Raw genomic sequence first — 15332 nt, 5'->3', positions numbered from 1 at the left:
GCCGATGATGCATTAATAACTTAAGAATTACCATCTATCCGTCCATAGTTGTGCATCTATGTGGATGTCGGCGGTCCGAGACGTCGCCGGAACTCGCTAGTCCAGCGTCGTCAGCGCGCCGACGGGCGCGTCGGTGAGTTCGCGCGCCCGGCCGAGCCCCTTGTCGCTGACGCCGATGAGCGCAAACACGCCCGTCACGCTCGTGTCGGCCTGTTCGGCGATGTCCAACAGCAGTTCCTGAGTCTCGCCGGAGCGGATCAGGTCGTCGACGACGAGGACACGCTGGCCCGACGAGAGCGCGCTCGCGGGGAGGTAGTAGGTGAGTTCGATGCCGGAGGCGAGCCGCTGACGCGACTCGATGAACTCCTCGACGGCCGTCTCCTTGGACTTCTTGGCGTAGGCGAGGCGGGCGTCGAAGTAGCGCGCCATCGCCGCGCCGAGGGTGATACCGTCGGTGGCGGCGGTCAGAATGACGTCGGGGCGCTCGAAGCCGAAGCTGTTGGCGGCGACGGGGGCGACGAGGTCGAGAAACGACTGGTCGAAGACGACGCCGGAGTTGTCGACGTACCCCTCGTCGTCGAAGCGGACGCGCGCTTCCAGTTCGGTGGAGAGCGCGTCGCGGCCGACGCCTTCGACGACTTCGCGGGCGCGCTCGCTCCCGGGGAGGACGTGGCCGTTGACGTACCGGTTGAGGTCACCGGCCGGAAGCCCCGTCACCGACGAGAGTTCGTCGTACGTACGCGTCTCCTTCAGCATCCGGAGGACGGCGACCGCCTGCAGTTGGAGGGCGGCCTTCTCAGCTCTGTTCATACCCCGCGTTTCGTGTTTGCACAACTATGAACACTTCGATATTTTTAGCGATAGATTTACGCACGTGTATGGTTGTCACGCGGTCGTCGCCGCGCGACTCGAACACGTCGTTTACCGGTCGGCGAGAAGATCCGTCGCGGTCAGCAGCGACTGGAGTTCGACGTCGTGTTCGGCGAGCAGTTCCTCGGCCCCTTCCTCGCGGTCGACGACGACGAGCACGCGGTCGACCTCGGCCCCGGCGTCGCGGAGCGCCTCGACGGCGTCGACGGCGCTCTGGCCGGTCGTCGCGATGTCCTCGAGCACCAGCACGGCCTCGCCCTCTTCGAGGCGGCCCTCGATGCGCTTGGCGGTTCCGTACTCCTTGGCCTTCTTGCGCGCGATGACGTAGGGGCGGTCGGTCTCGACCGACGTGACCGCGACGAGCGGGACCGCGCCGAGAGCGACGCCCGCGAGTTTCTCGTCGTCGACGCGCTCGGCGAACGCCTTCGCGATGAGTCGGAGACACTGCGGGTCGGTCTCGAACAGGTACTTGTCGACGTAGTAGTCGCTCGTTCCGCCGTGGGAGAGTTCGAACTCGCCAAATTTGACGGCCTCTGCGTCGCGAAGCGCCGCGATGAGTTCCTCGTTCGCCATTGGTCGGTGTGGGTTCGGCGAGGGTGATAAACGGGCCGGTTGGCGGGCGATAGGAGGTGGTGACGAACCAGTTTCTGAACCGCGCGCGACCGCAGGGAGCGAGCGGCCTTTTTGGTGCAGATTTTTGCAAGCGGGGTGCGCTCTGCGCACCCCCGCAGCAAAAAGGTGCGTCAGTAGGGCTCGTCTTTCAATCCGAGCAGATAGGCGATACCGTTCGTCACGAGGTGGAGCACGGGCGTGATGACGACGACGACGACGAGGCGGAGCGGCGTAAAGGTCCGCGAGAACCACACCGGCGACAGCAGTTTCGCCAGACCGAGCGCGCCGACGACGAAGTCCAGTTGGTCGAGGAGCGGGAAGGACGCACCGCGTTCGCGACCGCTTCGGCGCTTGAGAAACGACGCCGCGATGTCACCGAGCATCGCGCCGACCGCGAGGCCGACGGCCCCGCCGAGGCTGAACTCGGGGAGCGAGACGCCGAGACGCGCCTCGACGCGGTCGCGGACGAGGTTGAGAACGACGGCGAGGAGGACGCCGACGACGCTCCCGACGGCCGTTCCGCGCCACGTCTTCCCGTCGCCGAGCAGTCGGCGGTCGCCCCACATTCGTCCGCCGTCTATCGGGTCGCCGCCGCCGGAGAGAACCGCAGCGTTGTTCGGAACGTAGGCGGGCAGCATCGCCCAGGCGGCCGAGACGAGTTGCGAGATGAATCGCGAGATGACCATACGGCGGCCACTCACGGACGGCATTTAATCTCTCTCCTGTCGCGTTAGCCTGTCGAGTTCGAGAGGACAACGCTGATAACCGGATGGTCGCAACTGAGTTGCATGATTCCGCCCATCGCCAGTCGGTTCGTCGCGGGCGAGACGCCAGCGACGGCGCTCGAACACACCCGCCGGACGAACGCCGACGGCGTGAAGGTCATCCTCAACCTGTTAGGCGAACACTACGACACCCGCGACCCCGCCGACGCCGACGCCGACGCGTACGTCGACCTCTTGGCCGACCTGGGGCGCACGACCCTCGACGCCTGCGTCTCGGTCAAACCCTCCCAGATCGGCCTCGACGTCGGCGAGGACGTGTTCCGCGAGAACCTCGAACGCATCACCGATGCGGCCGCCGACCACGACGAGTTCGTCTGGGTCGACATGGAGGACCACGACACCACCGACGCGACGCTGTCGGCGTACGAGACGTTCGCCGAGGCGACCCGCGGCAACGTCGGCGTCTGCGTGCAGGCGAACCTCCGCCGGACGCGGACCGACCTCGAACGCCTCGTCGACGTCCCGGGCAAGGTCCGCCTCGTCAAGGGCGCGTACGACGAACCCGAGGAGATAGCCTACACGGACAAAGTCGACGTCAACGAGTCGTACCGCGAGAATCTGGAGTTCATGTTCCAGGAGTTCGACGGCGGCATCGCCGTCGGCAGCCACGACCCGGCGATGATCCAGTACGCGACCGACCTCCATGACGAGTACGGCACCGACTTCGAGATTCAGATGCTGATGGGCGTCCGCGAGGACGCCCAGCGGGAACTCGCCGCCGAGGGCTACGAGGTGTGGCAGTACGCACCCTACGGCGACAAGTGGTTCTCCTACTTCTACCGCCGGATCCGCGAGCGCAAGGAGAACGCGCTGTTCGCGCTCCGCGCCGTCACCGGCGTCTGACCGCGGTCGACGGACGAGTGCGTGACACCCCGTCTCGCGCAACGTGGCAACTCGGTAGAAGACCTCTTAACCCCGCCGGTCGGAGTATCGACCGAGAATGTCTACGTGGAAACGCGATTTCGCGAGCGGTCTCGTGGTCCTCACTCCGCTTTTGGTCATCCTGCTCGTCCTGAACTGGCTCTACCAGCAGATCGCCGAACTCCCCGTCATCGCGTTTCTCATCGACCAGATGCCCGAGGCGCTGGCCGTGCTGACGATAATCGTCATCTTCCTGATGCTCGTCTTCTCGGTCGGCTATCTCATGCGCACGACGTTCGGCCGTCTCATCGAGGACGGAATCGACGCGACGATGAACCAGGTCCCGCTGATTCGCGTCCTCTATAACGCCTCCAAACTCGCCGTCGAGACGGCGCTCACCGGGACCGAAGAACTGCAGAAGCCGGTGAGAATCGAGACGTGGAACGGCTTGCGGATGACTGCGTTCAAAACCGGCAAACGAACCGACGACGGCCGCGTCGTCCTCTTTCTCCCGACCGCTCCGAACATCACCTCCGGGTTCGTCATCGAAGTCGACGAAGAGGACATCGAAGAGACCGACGAACGCGTCGAGGAGGCGCTGACGCGCATCCTCAGCGCCGGATTCGGCGAGGAGTCCGAACCCGGCATCGACATCGACGTCATCGACGAGGTGTCGGTCGACGACATCAAGCGGTCGAACGACGACTGACACTCCACGATTCCCGCACGATTCCCGCCGCGGCCGGACGGGAACCTCAGCCCCGTCGCTGCGCAGGTTGAACTGTGATACCGGAACTATCCGCCCGCGTGCGCTGAACTACCGCCGCGTCGGGGCCGAGGCGGGTGCGCGAGACGCCCCGACGCACCGCGCCGATACGACGACTGTCTCGCCTGTTCGCCCTTTCTGTTCCGTGAGACGGCTCTTCTGCTCGCTCAGACGTAGTCGAACCACTCGTCGTGGTCGTCGGTGCGCCGCTCGACGAGGTCGAAGAACGCCGACTGGAGTTCCTCGGTGACGGGGCCGCGCGTCCCCTCGCCGATCACGACGTTGTCGACCTGCCGGATCGGGGTCACTTCGGCGGCGCTGCCGGTGAAGAACAGTTCGTCGGCGGTGTGGAGTTCGCCGCGGCTGATGGCTGCCGTATCGTCGACTTCGTAGCCGCGCTCGCGCGCCAGTTTGATGACGGTGTCGCGGGTGATACCGTCGAGGATGCTCTGGGAGAGTCCGGGCGTGTAGATGGTCTCGTCGCGGACGAGGAAGATGTTCTCGCCCGGTCCCTCCGCGACGTTGCCTTCCTTGTTGAGGACGATGGCCTCGCGGTAGCCGTTGCGCCGTGCTTCCTCACCGGCGAGCAGGCTGTTGACGTACAGGCCAGTCGTCTTCGCGTTCGTCGGAATCTGACTGGAGGCGTGCTTGCGCCACGAGGAGACCATCACCTCGATGCCTTCCTCCAGCGCCTCCTCGCCGAGGTACGCACCCCACGGCCACGCGGCGATGGTGACGTCCGTCGGGCAGTCGCCCGGACTGACGCCGAGCGAGTCGTAGCCGTAGTAGGCGATCGGCCGGATGTAACAGCTCTGGAGGTCCTGTCGGCGGATGAGTTCGAGCGTCGCCTCGGTCAGTTCCGACGGCTCGTACGGAATCTCCATGTCGTACGGTTTCGTGGAGTTGTAGAACCGCTCGAGATGCTCCTCCCAGCGGAAGATGGCCGGGCCGTTCTCGGTATCGTAACAGCGGACGCCTTCGAAGACACCGGTTCCGTAGTGGAGGCCGTGCGACAGCACGTGAATCTTCGCGTCGTCCCAGTCGACGAACTCGCCGTTCATCCAGATGGTGTCAACGTCCATCTCGTCGAAGCCCATGGTGGCCTCATTCGCGGGTGCTGTATAAAACATCCCGTATTCCTCACGGTTTGTCCTCGTGCTCGGTTCGTCGACAGGAGAGACGCTTTGACCGCGGAGAACCCACACCGAGTCATGTCGCTTCGGACCATCGCCGTCACCGGCGGCAACGGACAGGTCGGTCGGTTCGTCCTCGCACACCTGCAGGAACACGGTTACCGAACGGTGAATCTCAGTCGCGGGTCGCGGCGCGAATCGGTCGCCGACGAGTACCGCCGGACGAACCTCCTCGACGCAGGTGAGGTGTATGCGTCGCTCGCATCGAGCGACGCCGACGGCCTCGTCCACCTCGGGATGGTTCCACGACCCGATTCCGGCCCCGGTCACGTCACCTTCGAGAGCAACGTGATGACTACCTACCACGTCCTCGAAGCCGCGCAGAACCTCGATATCGACAGCGTCGCCGTCGCGTCGAGTATGAGCGCCCTCGGCGCGGGGTTCGACCCCGACCCGGTTCGGCTCGATTACCTGCCGGTCGACGAGTCGCACCCGGTCGACCCGCGGGACCCGTACGCGCTCGGCAAGCGCGTCCTCGAACAGACCGCCGAGGGTATCGCCCGACGCAACGACGGGCCGAAGACGGTGAGCACGGTCCGGTTTCCCATCGCGATGGACGACGACCGGATGCGCGAGACGCTCGTCGACGCGGACCGTTCGCTCGGCACGGTTCGAGACGCGCCGTTCTACCATTCGGCGCGGAACACGCTGTTCGCGTACGTCCACCTCGACGACCTCGCGGCCCTCTTTCGTCGCTGCATAGCGGCCGACTTCTCGGGCCACGAGACGTTCTGGGCGGCGGCCGCGGAGACGACCGTCGACTGTCCGACGGCGACGCTCGTCGAGGAGGTGTACCCCGACGCCGTGACGCGTCGCGACGTTTCAGACCACGAGAGTCTCGTCGACACGTCGAAGGCGGCGCGGACGCTCGGGTGGACTCCGACGCGAAGCTGGCGCGAGTGCAGGTGAGTGAGACGAAAAGAGACGACCGACTACGCCAGTTCGTCGACTAACTGCTCGCCGTCGAGGTAGGCGAAGCCGCGCCGGTTGGCGTACGCGCGGGCGTCGCTCGGCGAGAGCGCCCGTCCGCTCTCGTCGTCGAGCATCTCGCAGACGACGACGGCAGCGGGAAGATCGGCCTCGGCGGCGAGCGCGAGCCCGAGTTCGGTGTGGCCGCGTCTGTCGGCGAGCAACGCCGGCGCGCCGCGCAGCAGGTTGACGTGGCCGGGTGAGCGGAACTCAGCGGCGAACTCCTCGGAGCCGTATTGAACGGCGACGGACTCGGCGGCGACGGCCGCCTCGGCGAGTTTCGTGATTGTCAGCGCGCGGTCCTCGTCGGTGATACCGGTGAAGGTGTCTCGGTGGTTTACCGGCAGCGAGAACGACGAACGGCTGTCGTACCGGAGATCGTGATCGCCGGCGCTCGGGTGGTCGAGCGCGTCGTCGAGAAACGGCAGCTCCACCGCGTCGGCGACGGCGTCGGAGAGGGCGACGCAGACGAGGCCGCCCGCGTCGTTTCGCAGATGCGAGACGGCCGTCGGCGTCACCGCACCGGCGGGGTAGACGATGTCCGTCTCGCCCTCCCGGTCGTCGAAATCGTGGATGAGAACCGGTTCGCCGCTGCGGAAGGCGTCGAGGGCGGCATCGAGGCCGCCACTCGCACTCGCGTTCTCGTCGCTCGCGCGCTGGGTCATTCAGGCCTCCTCCACGTAGACGGTGACGGTTGCGCCGTCGTCGAGGCCGAGCGCGTCGCGGAGTTTGTCCGGAGCGATGATCTCCAGTTGACGCTCGTCGTGGTGGGTGCGCTCGGGAACGATGATGTGAGTGGTCTCGTACGTCGCCCCGTCGTGCTCGACGGTCGCCGCGTAGCAGGACGCCGGACCGAACGTCCGTTCGTCGTCCTCCCAGCCGTCTATCGGCACGGCGTCGAGGTTCGTCATTCCCGCGCGCGTCCGAACCGACTCGTCCGTGAGTTCGACGTTGAGCGTGCCCGCGAACGGTTCGTACCCGAGACGCTCCTCGAACTGCTCCATGTACCCCGACAGCGAGATGTAGTGGCGGCCCTCGCCCATCCCGCCGGTAACGCTCCCGGTGAGCGTGAGTTCGGTGTCGTCTTCGAAGACGCGGCGATAGTCGGCGTACTCCTGTCGGAGCGCGGCCTCGCCGTCGTCGGTTATCGACACCCACTGTCCGTCGCTGACGATGTCGCGCTCGACGAGGCCCGACTCGTCGAGGCGCTGGAGGCGGCGCGACGCCGTCTGGTTGGACGCGTCGAGGCGCTCGGCGAGCCCGGCGCAGGACACCTTCACCGGCCCGGCTAATCCGCCATCGAGGGCGACGTGCTTCAACGCGGCCAACTCGTCGTGGCCGACGGCGACTACCGTTTCTGGCATATCTCTCACTCCGGTCGCCGTCCGCATAAGTATGACGAATATGAGATGCGTCTCAGATGTGTTATGGGGTGCCTACTGCGAGAACACAGCGCCTACTCCACGTAACGACCTTCACCCATCTAAGTTCATCGGTTGTAGTGATACGTTAGTGTGCGCCGCCCGAACCGGCCGGGTTCGGGGCCTCTCGGGAGTTCGGAAATACATTTATCCGACCCTCGAAAACCAACGGGCATGTTCAGACAGTTTCGGAGTCAGGTCGAGTCGGCGCTGACCGACGCGCTGTCGGCGCTCGACGCGCCGACAGACGATCTCGGCGTCGAGGAACCGCCCGAAGACGTCGACGCCGTGCTCGCCTCCAGCGTCGCGTTCCGCCTCGCCGGCGAACTCGGCGCGGCCCCGCCGCAGGTCGCCGCCCAACTCGTCGACGAACTCGACGTCGACCAGTACGAGTACGTCGCCGACGCGACGACGCAGGGGCCGTACGTCAACTTCTCGCCGACCGACGCCTATCTCGCCGACACGCTCGACGCCGCGGCGAGCGACGAGGAGTTCGGTCGGCTTCCGGACACCGGCAAATCGGTCGTCGTCGAACACACCAGCGCAAACCCGACGGGACCGGTCCACGTCGGTCGCGCCCGGAACCCGATTCTCGGCGACGCCGTCGCGCGCGTCCTCGACTACGCAGGCAACGACGTCGAACGCCACTACTACGTCAACGACGCGGGTCGACAGGTCGCGGTGTTCACGTGGGCTTACGAGACGTTCGACGACTCGGACCTCCCCGAACCCGAGCGTAACCGCGCCGACTACGACCTCGTGCGCTACTACCGCAAAGGCAACCAGTTCTTGGAGGAAGGCGACGCCGCCGACGTGTCCGAGGCGGAAGCCGAAATCGAAGCCATCATGCGGGGACTGGAGGAGGGCAACGAGGAGACGTACGAGCGCGTCGAAGTCGTCGTCGACCAGGTGCTCGGTGGGATGCGCCAGTCGCTCGCACGTCTCCCGGCCGTGTTCGACGAGTTCGTCAAGGAGTCGCGGTTCATGCGGAACGGCGACGCCGACGACGTGGTCGAGCGCCTCAAGGAGTCAGAACACGCCGTCTACGAGGAGGACGCCTGGCAACTGGACCTCACCGACTGGGGTATCGAGAAGAAGATGGTGTTCCTTCGCTCCGACGGGACGACGCTGTACACGACCCGCGATCTCGCCCACCACGAGTGGAAGTTCGAGAACTACGACGAAGCGGTGACGGTGCTCGGCGAGGATCACAAACTCCAGGCCGAGCAACTGGGCGCGGCGCTCGAACTGCTCGGCAACGACACGACCCAACTCCGCCACGCCATCTACTCGTACGTCAACCTCCCCGAGGGGAAGATGAGCACCCGGAAGGGGACGGGCGTCGACCTCGACGACCTGCTCGACGAGTCCATCTCCCGCGCCCGCGAGGAGGTCGAGTCCCGCCTCGACTCGCGCATCCGCGACGACGACCTCACCGAGCAGGATATCGAGCGCATCGCCCGACAGGTCGGCATCGGGGCCGTCCGCTACGACATCGTCTCGAAACAGCCGACGAAGGCCATCACGTTCGAGTGGGACCGCGCGCTCGACTTCGAGGCGCAGTCCGCGCCGTACGTTCAGTACATCCACGCGCGCTGTTGCGGTATCCTCGCCGAGGCGGACGTCAACGTCGCCGAGGGCGAGTCGCTCGGCGTCGATTCGGTCGACGTGGCCCTCCTCGACACACCCGAGGAACGCGCGCTCGTCCGGACGCTCGCCCGGTTCCCGGCGGTCATCGAGGAGGCGGCCGACGACCTCGAACCGCACGTCGTCGCCACGTACACGCGCGAACTCGCGGAGACGTTCAACGCGTTCTACCGCGAGTGTCCGGTGCTCACCGCCGAGGGCGAACGCAGAGCCGCGCGACTCGCGCTCGTCGCGGGTGCTCGCCACGCGGTCGCAAACGCACTCGACGCTCTCGGTGTCGAAGCTCCGACGTCGATGTGAGCGCGCGTCGGCTCAGAAGAGCAGCGGGAGCGCGACGCCCGCGGAGTCGATGAGACTACCGCCGACGGATGTGACGGCTATCACGCCCGCACCGAGTGCGAGTGCGAGAAACAACGCGACCCACCAGAAGGGGACGGGTTCGTCTTCGGCCATACCGTTGGTGTGACGGGTCGCCTAAAAGAACTTCCCGTTTTCAGCCGAGGAGTCGGCCGAGGAATCCGCTGCTCTTTCCGTCGCTCTCTTCGTCGGACGCCGCTTCCTCCGCCCCCTCGACGTTTTCGGCCTCTTCGTCGTCCTCGGTCTCTTCGGCGTCTTCGGTGTCCTCGACGTCCGCTGTGTCCCCCGACTCCTCCGCGTCGCGTTCCTCGGCCTCCCTCTCGGTGTTCTCCGCCTCCTCGACGAGCGCGGTGTCGTAGACGCCGTCCGATTCGGTCTCGGAGGTAGCATCCGCGTCCGTCGCCGTCTCGGCCTCGTCGATGGCGTCGGCGACCGGTTCGGACCCGTCGCTCGTGGCGTCTCCCTTTGGCTCGTCGGCTTCGACCGCCGCGTCGTCCGCCTCGACACCGAGTTTCTCCTCCGCGCTGGCGATGGAGAGCGCCCCCGCCGCGGCGCTCGCCTCCGAGTCGAGTTCGGAGTCGTCGTGGTCGTCGTCTTCCACGCCGCCGTCAACGCTGTCCTCGCCGTCTCCGCTCTCGACTGGTTTCTCCGTCACTGCGTCCGAGTCGTACGCTTCGACCACCTCGGCGAGCGCCGCGTACGCCGCGGTGGCGTCGCTGTCGGGTGCGTACGCCGACACCGGCACCGAGGCCGCGACCGACTCGGTGACCGCGTCGTCGTCGGGGATGGCTTCGATAACAGTCGCGTCCAGGCGGTCTGCGACCTCCGCCGCGTTCGGACTCTCGGGGTCGACGCGCGTCAGGACGACGCCCGCGACCGTCCCGCCGAGTCGCTGGGTGACCTCGCGCGTCTTGTCGGTGTCGCCGAGCGCGTCGCGCTCGGTGTTGCAGACGAGAAAGACGGCGTCCGCCAGCCCCAGCGGCAACACCGCGTCGTGGCTCAGGCCGCTCCCCGTGTCGACGAGCACGAAGTCGTAGCTTTCGAGTTCCGCCAACACGGCGTGCAGCGCCGTCGGCTCGGCGGTCGCGAACGCGTCGAGACTGGCGTCGCCGGGGACGACGGTGACGCCCGACTCCGAGGTGTACATCGCGTCGTCGACGGACGCACGCCCGGCGAGTACGTCGTGGAGTGTCGCTCCCGAGACGTCGACGTCGAACGCGGCCGCGAGGTTCGGCATCGCGAGGTCGCCGTCGACGACAGCGACCTCGTGGCCGGAAGACGCCAGCGTCGCCGCCAGATTCGCCGTCGTGGTAGTTTTGCCGACGCCGCCTTTCGCACTCGCGACCGCGTATATACGAGCCATGGTTGGGTTATCCACATCCTCCCATGTCGGGGATATAAATGTAGCCCCCAGCGTCCGACGCATCTGTGGTGCGGCCCTGAGAGCCGCTCGCGGTCGGTCATCCACCAGTCAAAGCATACTTACCGCCCGACTGGGCTAGTAGAGGTAATGAGTGCTGACGCCGAGGGGCCGAGCGACGACCGCCGGAAGTACGAGTTCCGGAAGGTCATAGAGGAGTTATCGGAGTACGAAGGCTCCGGGACCCAGCTCGTCACCATCTACATCCCTCCCGACAAGCAGATCTCCGACGTGGTCGACCACGTCATCCAAGAGCATAGCGAGGCGGCCAACATCAAGTCCAAGCAGACGCGGACGAACGTGCAGGACGCGCTCACGAGCATCAAAGACCGCCTGCGCTACTTCGACACGTTCCCGCCGGACAACGGTATCGTCATCTTCTCGGGCGCTATCAACTCCGGCGGCGGCCAGACGACGATGGTGACGAAGACCCTGGAGAGTCCGCCCGAACCGGTCCAGTCGTTCCGCTACCACTGCGACTCGGCGTTTCTGACCGAACCGCTAGAGCAGATGCTCTCGGACAAGGGGCTGTTCGGCCTCATCGTCCTCGACCGCCGCGAGGCGAACGTCGGCTGGCTGAAAGGCAAGCGCGTCGAACCCGTCAAATCCGCCTCCTCGCTCGTGCCGGGCAAGCAGCGCAAAGGTGGCCAGTCCGCCCAGCGTTTCGCCCGCCTCCGCCTCGAAGCCATCGACAACTTCTATCAGGAGGTCGCCGAGATGGCCAACGACCTGTTCGTCGCCAAGCGCCACGACATCGACGGCATTCTCGTCGGCGGCCCGTCGCCGACGAAAGACGAGTTCTTAGACGGCGACTACCTCCACCACGAAATTCAGGACAAGGTCGTCGGGAAGTTCGACATCTCCTACACCGACGAGTCGGGGCTCTACGACCTCGTCGACGCCGCCCAGGAGGTGCTGGCCGACCAGGAGGTGATGAAGGACAAAGCCGAGATGGAGGAGTTCTTCGAGAGCCTCCACGCCGGTGACCTCGCCACCTACGGCTTCGAGGCGACCCGCAAGAACCTCGTGATGGGCTCTGTCGACCGCCTGCTCATCAGCGAGGACCTCCGCAAGGACGTCGTCGTCTTCGACTGCGACGGGCAGGAAGAGTACGAGGTAATCGACGCCCGACACTCGACGCCGACGCACGAGTGCACGGACGGCAGCGAGGCCGAGATGGTCGAACGCGAGGACGTCATCGAGCATCTGATGGAGATCGCCGACCAGCGCGGCACGGAGACGAAGTTCATCAGTACCGACTTCGAGAAGGGCGAGCAGCTGTACGACGCCTTCGGCGGTATTGCGGGGATTCTGCGCTACTCGACGGGCGTGTAAACGCTCTTCTCTCGCACTAACTCCGTTTTCTCACGCTGTGAGACTGCGTTTCAGTAGCTGAGAAACGCCACCGAACGCATCGAACGAATCGGACTCACGGCGAGCGCGGCGTTCGTCCTATTCGAACCGAACGCCCAAATCGTGCATCCCGTCGTTGTTCATCGCGACGTTCACCAACAGCGGCGTCACGCTCTCGACCTCCGGCGCGTTCGCGATACCACCGACGTCGAGCGCGCGAAGTCCCTCTATCTCCTCCGTGAGCATCCGTACCGTCTCCTTCGCGTCGGAGTCGTCGCCGACGAGCAACACGTCGATACCGAGGTCGGCGTCCAAATCCGCGAGTCGACCGGCCGCGAGGTTGTGGAACGCGCCGACGACGGACACACCGTCGGGCGCGCTGTCGGCGACCAACTGCGTCACGCTCCCGGCGCTCGGCGGGTGGTAGTGAAAGCCGCCGTCGTCGCGTTTCATCCCGGTCGCCGGACTGACGAGCACGTCCCCGTCGTCGAGTTTCGGCGCGACTGCCTCGACGGTGTCGGCGACGTGGTACGGCGGTACCGCGAGGACGACGACGTCCGCGCGATCGGCGGCCATCTCGTTGCCGAAGCCGTTGACCTTCACCTCGACGCCGCGGCTGTCGAGTTCCGTCTCGTACTCCTCGGCTTTCTGTCGCGCCTTCTCGGGGTCGCGAGAGCCGATGAGTACCTCGTGGGGGGTGTCGTACGCCCACCGCAGCGCCAGTCCCTCGCCGATGTCGCCGGTTCCGCCGAGCAACGCGATTCGCATGGTGGATGTGAGGCCGGCCGTCTCCTAAACGTTGCGCGAGCGGTGAGAACTGTCGGGAGTCGCCGTCACCGGCCTTTATCCGCCCCCAGAGACATCCCCGTCGCATGGACGGTCGCTCCTCGTACGACGTGCTTCTCCGGCCGACTCCCGACGAGCGGTTCCGACCCGGCCGACTGTTTCTCGACGACGAGGCGTTCCTGCTCACTCCCTCGCGTCACGGCCGTATCGCCCGATTCGCCGACGCGGCCGTCGGCGGCTTGCTCGGCAACCTCCCCGAATCGCTCGGACTGTACGACCCCCACGCCGTCTCCCAAACCGAGGCGACGCACGACCCCGCGACGCGCCGCGTTCGGTACGCAGACCTCGACGCGCTCGCGCCGTTTGCCCGCCCGACCGGATTCTCGCTGGCGCTCCGAGTCACGGACGGCGCCGACGAGATACGCCTCCGGTTCCGGTCGAACGACGAACGGGCCGAAGCGGTCGAACTCGCACGGACGCTGCGCCGGCGCGCCCGCGAGGCCGGAGCCGAGGCGCGCGTCTTCGACCCCGGCGGACGGACGCGACTGCTGCCGTTGGACTCGGCGCACGACGAGTCGTAGACGCGAGTTCCGAACGCGGCGCGGCGGGTGGTCGACCTGGCGGTTCCCGTCGGTCTACCCCTCGGATTCGGACTCCGACTCGGGCGACCAGACGCCGAGTCGCTCCCACCCGCCGCGGTACGCCAGCCAGAACGAGAGCGCCGGAATCGTCAGCAGCACGGCGGCGAACACCATCATCCGCGCCGTCGGGTCCGGCGGTATCACGAGTGGGACGACGACGAGCGCCACTACGTCGAGCGCGAGCATCGTGAGCAGAAACGCACGGAAGCGCGGTCGGGCCATCGGTTCACTCCAACAGCACGGGTAGGTCGTTCACGCTGTCGACGACGGCCGCCGCCCCGGCAGTCTCGTACTTCGCTCGCCCCTCATCACCGGTGAGTCCGCCGGTCAGCACCCCGACGCCGTGGTAGATCCGGTCGGGGTCGTGCTCGGCGGCGTTCACCGCCGTCCGTACGTCGTCGAGGGTGTCGCCGACGAACGTCACCGTCTCCGCCTCGAAACGCTCGGCGAGCGTCACGAGCGCACTCGGATGCGGTTTGCCCTCCTCCCAGTCGTCCATCGTGAAGCGGTAGATCTCCGGGAGGTCCAAGCCGACTCTGTCGAGGCCGACTTCGGCCTCGGCTTCGGGTCGGCCGGTCAACACGCCGACGTCGAAGCGCTCGGTGAGTTCCGCGATGGTTTCCTCGGTGAGGATGACCGGTTCGTCGTTGATGTAGCCCTCGGTCTCGAACGGCGGGTCGCCGCCTTCGAACTCGCGGTAGCGGTCGCTGCCGAGGTACAGCGCCTGAAACACGTCGCGCAGGCGTTCGGTGTCCCACTTGTCGCGAACCCGAGCCTGCGAGATACTGGGCATGTCGGCGACGACGGACTGCGCCGCGTCGAGGCCCCCGCCGCGCTCGGCGACGTGCGCCGCGAACTCCTCGGTCGGCATCTTCAGTCCCTCCCGCCGCGCGAGCACGTACAGCGCGACGGCGTACGTCAACTCCCAGTCGTTGTTGAACCCGCCGGCGTCTTTGAACGCCTGAAGCGCCTCGACCGGGACGGTCCGTCCGTACACCCGTTCGACGGACTCGACGACGGCGCGGCGATAGGAGTCGGCGACGTCGACGAGCACGCCATCTACGTCGAGAACGACCGCGTCGGTCTGCATACGTTCCGTGCGAACCGGAGACAGGAAATGCGTTCCGGATAACACCCGTACTCGCCGGTTCTGCGGCCGGTCGGATTCGCGTCGGCGCTCGGCACGACGACTACCGCTCACCGGTTCGACGAGGGCCGTCTCTCGCGCCGCTTTCGGCGACGTACAGCGTCTCACCGCCGACACTCTCGCACCGAACTGGTACTGCGGGTTCGTCGAACCCGAGCGTCGTGAACAGGCAGTCCGCGCCGACCGCCCGAGCCACGTCGCGCAGCGGTCGGTGGAGTTCCGGCGGGAGGTTCAGCGCGTACAGCGCCTCGGCCCGGTAGTGGTCGCCTGGTGTCGTCGCCTCGCTGGCGGTGACGATGTCGTCGCGGACGAACCGGACGGGGTCGGAAACCGGAAACTCGTGGACGTCCGTCGCCGTCACGGCGCACCCCGCGTCGGCGAGCGCCGCCGCGACGTCGGGACGCCTGCCGACACCGACCTCGACGAGCGAGTCGTACGTCGACAGTCGGGCGACGAGTGTCTCTTCTCCCCGATGTTTCACGTCGGGAAGTTTATGAGAGGGCC

The 15332-nt window shown here is 66.4% G+C and carries 18 protein-coding genes; 6 read left to right on the top strand and 12 right to left on the bottom strand.

Annotation, left to right across the window (positions count from 1 at the left end):
- Nucleotides 1-96 precede the first annotated feature (96 nt).
- The 3 genes from LAQ74_RS13105 to LAQ74_RS13095 all read right to left on the bottom strand — a co-directional run bounded on the left by LAQ74_RS13105 (nt 97) and on the right by LAQ74_RS13095 (nt 2168).
- The gene (locus LAQ74_RS13105; protein ID WP_224332980.1) at nt 97-810 is read right to left on the bottom strand and encodes a phosphoribosyltransferase family protein; all 714 of its coding nucleotides are present in this window, start codon (nt 808-810) and stop codon (nt 97-99) included.
- A 111-nt stretch (nt 811-921) separates the two neighbouring features.
- On the bottom strand, nt 922-1443 hold the full coding sequence (gene pyrE / locus LAQ74_RS13100) for an orotate phosphoribosyltransferase (protein ID WP_224332979.1): 522 nt from the start codon (nt 1441-1443) through the stop codon (nt 922-924).
- A gap of 170 nt (nt 1444-1613) precedes the next feature.
- Complete coding sequence (locus LAQ74_RS13095) at nt 1614-2168, bottom strand: CDP-2,3-bis-(O-geranylgeranyl)-sn-glycerol synthase (protein WP_224332978.1); 555 nt, start codon at nt 2166-2168, stop codon at nt 1614-1616.
- 102 nt (nt 2169-2270) lie between these two features.
- Between LAQ74_RS13095 and LAQ74_RS13090 the strand changes: the two genes are divergently transcribed.
- The gene (locus LAQ74_RS13090) at nt 2271-3110 is read left to right on the top strand and encodes a proline dehydrogenase family protein (protein ID WP_224332977.1); all 840 of its coding nucleotides are present in this window, start codon (nt 2271-2273) and stop codon (nt 3108-3110) included.
- Between the two features lie 97 nt (nt 3111-3207).
- A complete protein-coding gene (locus LAQ74_RS13085; RefSeq protein WP_224332976.1) occupies nt 3208-3837 on the top strand; it encodes a DUF502 domain-containing protein in 630 nt (209 codons plus the stop codon).
- 224 nt (nt 3838-4061) lie between these two features.
- Here LAQ74_RS13085 and LAQ74_RS13080 read toward each other — a convergent pair whose 3' ends face one another.
- Entirely contained in the window at nt 4062-4991 is a 930-nt protein-coding gene (locus LAQ74_RS13080; RefSeq protein ID WP_224332975.1) for a branched-chain amino acid transaminase, read from the bottom strand.
- 114 nt (nt 4992-5105) lie between these two features.
- On the opposite strand from LAQ74_RS13080, the gene LAQ74_RS13075 reads away from it, so the two are divergent.
- Nucleotides 5106-5996 carry an NAD-dependent epimerase/dehydratase family protein gene (locus LAQ74_RS13075; RefSeq protein ID WP_224332974.1) on the top strand — a complete coding sequence of 297 codons (891 nt, stop codon included), beginning with the start codon at nt 5106-5108 and terminating at the stop codon, nt 5994-5996.
- Nucleotides 5997-6019: 23 nt separating this feature from the next.
- On the opposite strand, the gene ribB is transcribed toward LAQ74_RS13075, so the two are convergent.
- Nucleotides 6020-6721 carry a 3,4-dihydroxy-2-butanone-4-phosphate synthase gene (gene ribB, locus LAQ74_RS13070; RefSeq protein ID WP_224332973.1) on the bottom strand — a complete coding sequence of 234 codons (702 nt, stop codon included), beginning with the start codon at nt 6719-6721 and terminating at the stop codon, nt 6020-6022.
- Nucleotides 6722-7420 (bottom strand): DUF120 domain-containing protein, encoded by a 699-nt coding sequence (locus LAQ74_RS13065; protein WP_224332972.1) that lies wholly within the window; start codon nt 7418-7420, stop codon nt 6722-6724. It abuts the gene before it with no gap.
- Between the two features lie 231 nt (nt 7421-7651).
- Between LAQ74_RS13065 and argS the strand changes: the two genes are divergently transcribed.
- Nucleotides 7652-9424, top strand: coding sequence for an arginine--tRNA ligase (gene argS / locus LAQ74_RS13060; protein ID WP_224332971.1), 1773 nt, complete (start codon nt 7652-7654; stop codon nt 9422-9424).
- Nucleotides 9425-9436: 12 nt separating this feature from the next.
- On the opposite strand, the gene LAQ74_RS13055 is transcribed toward argS, so the two are convergent.
- On the bottom strand, nt 9437-9577 hold the full coding sequence (locus tag LAQ74_RS13055) for a hypothetical protein (protein ID WP_224332970.1): 141 nt from the start codon (nt 9575-9577) through the stop codon (nt 9437-9439).
- 40 nt (nt 9578-9617) lie between these two features.
- Nucleotides 9618-10844 carry a nucleotide-binding protein gene (locus LAQ74_RS13050; RefSeq protein ID WP_224332969.1) on the bottom strand — a complete coding sequence of 409 codons (1227 nt, stop codon included), beginning with the start codon at nt 10842-10844 and terminating at the stop codon, nt 9618-9620.
- A 147-nt stretch (nt 10845-10991) separates the two neighbouring features.
- On the opposite strand from LAQ74_RS13050, the gene prf1 reads away from it, so the two are divergent.
- On the top strand, nt 10992-12236 hold the full coding sequence (gene prf1, locus LAQ74_RS13045) for a peptide chain release factor aRF-1 (RefSeq protein ID WP_224332968.1): 1245 nt from the start codon (nt 10992-10994) through the stop codon (nt 12234-12236).
- A 117-nt stretch (nt 12237-12353) separates the two neighbouring features.
- On the opposite strand, the gene npdG is transcribed toward prf1, so the two are convergent.
- Nucleotides 12354-13022 (bottom strand): NADPH-dependent F420 reductase, encoded by a 669-nt coding sequence (npdG, locus tag LAQ74_RS13040; protein ID WP_224332967.1) that lies wholly within the window; start codon nt 13020-13022, stop codon nt 12354-12356.
- Nucleotides 13023-13126: 104 nt separating this feature from the next.
- On the opposite strand from npdG, the gene LAQ74_RS13035 reads away from it, so the two are divergent.
- On the top strand, nt 13127-13621 hold the full coding sequence (locus LAQ74_RS13035) for a hypothetical protein (RefSeq protein WP_224332966.1): 495 nt from the start codon (nt 13127-13129) through the stop codon (nt 13619-13621).
- A 54-nt stretch (nt 13622-13675) separates the two neighbouring features.
- On the opposite strand, the gene LAQ74_RS13030 is transcribed toward LAQ74_RS13035, so the two are convergent.
- The 3 genes from LAQ74_RS13030 to LAQ74_RS13020 form a co-directional block, all read right to left on the bottom strand.
- Nucleotides 13676-13903: a DUF7534 family protein gene (locus LAQ74_RS13030; RefSeq protein WP_224332965.1), complete on the bottom strand. Its 228-nt coding sequence runs from the start codon at nt 13901-13903 to the stop codon at nt 13676-13678.
- Between the two features lie 4 nt (nt 13904-13907).
- On the bottom strand, nt 13908-14771 hold the full coding sequence (locus LAQ74_RS13025; RefSeq protein ID WP_224332964.1) for a TIGR01548 family HAD-type hydrolase: 864 nt from the start codon (nt 14769-14771) through the stop codon (nt 13908-13910).
- Nucleotides 14772-14871: 100 nt separating this feature from the next.
- Nucleotides 14872-15309: a UPF0146 family protein gene (locus LAQ74_RS13020; RefSeq protein WP_224332963.1), complete on the bottom strand. Its 438-nt coding sequence runs from the start codon at nt 15307-15309 to the stop codon at nt 14872-14874.
- Between the last annotated feature and the right edge of the window lie 23 nt (nt 15310-15332).

Origin of the sequence: Haloprofundus halobius (assembly GCF_020097835.1) — an archaeon.
GTDB lineage: Archaea > Halobacteriota > Halobacteria > Halobacteriales > Haloferacaceae > Haloprofundus > Haloprofundus halobius.
Note: the sequence above shows the minus strand (reverse complement) of the source record. Positions and strands in the feature narration are given on the sequence as shown.

Coding starts and splice junctions, on each gene's coding strand:
- LAQ74_RS13105 (WP_224332980.1), bottom strand. CDS start 810: ATGAACAGAGCTGAGAAGGCCGCCCTCCAACTGCAGGCGGTCGCCGTC.
- pyrE (WP_224332979.1), bottom strand. CDS start 1,443: ATGGCGAACGAGGAACTCATCGCGGCGCTTCGCGACGCAGAGGCCGTC.
- LAQ74_RS13095 (WP_224332978.1), bottom strand. CDS start 2,168: ATGGTCATCTCGCGATTCATCTCGCAACTCGTCTCGGCCGCCTGGGCG.
- LAQ74_RS13090 (WP_224332977.1), top strand. CDS start 2,271: ATGATTCCGCCCATCGCCAGTCGGTTCGTCGCGGGCGAGACGCCAGCG.
- LAQ74_RS13085 (WP_224332976.1), top strand. CDS start 3,208: ATGTCTACGTGGAAACGCGATTTCGCGAGCGGTCTCGTGGTCCTCACT.
- LAQ74_RS13080 (WP_224332975.1), bottom strand. CDS start 4,991: ATGGGCTTCGACGAGATGGACGTTGACACCATCTGGATGAACGGCGAG.
- LAQ74_RS13075 (WP_224332974.1), top strand. CDS start 5,106: ATGTCGCTTCGGACCATCGCCGTCACCGGCGGCAACGGACAGGTCGGT.
- ribB (WP_224332973.1), bottom strand. CDS start 6,721: ATGACCCAGCGCGCGAGCGACGAGAACGCGAGTGCGAGTGGCGGCCTC.
- LAQ74_RS13065 (WP_224332972.1), bottom strand. CDS start 7,420: ATGCCAGAAACGGTAGTCGCCGTCGGCCACGACGAGTTGGCCGCGTTG.
- argS (WP_224332971.1), top strand. CDS start 7,652: ATGTTCAGACAGTTTCGGAGTCAGGTCGAGTCGGCGCTGACCGACGCG.
- LAQ74_RS13055 (WP_224332970.1), bottom strand. CDS start 9,577: ATGGCCGAAGACGAACCCGTCCCCTTCTGGTGGGTCGCGTTGTTTCTC.
- LAQ74_RS13050 (WP_224332969.1), bottom strand. CDS start 10,844: ATGGCTCGTATATACGCGGTCGCGAGTGCGAAAGGCGGCGTCGGCAAA.
- prf1 (WP_224332968.1), top strand. CDS start 10,992: ATGAGTGCTGACGCCGAGGGGCCGAGCGACGACCGCCGGAAGTACGAG.
- npdG (WP_224332967.1), bottom strand. CDS start 13,022: ATGCGAATCGCGTTGCTCGGCGGAACCGGCGACATCGGCGAGGGACTG.
- LAQ74_RS13035 (WP_224332966.1), top strand. CDS start 13,127: ATGGACGGTCGCTCCTCGTACGACGTGCTTCTCCGGCCGACTCCCGAC.
- LAQ74_RS13030 (WP_224332965.1), bottom strand. CDS start 13,903: ATGGCCCGACCGCGCTTCCGTGCGTTTCTGCTCACGATGCTCGCGCTC.
- LAQ74_RS13025 (WP_224332964.1), bottom strand. CDS start 14,771: ATGCAGACCGACGCGGTCGTTCTCGACGTAGATGGCGTGCTCGTCGAC.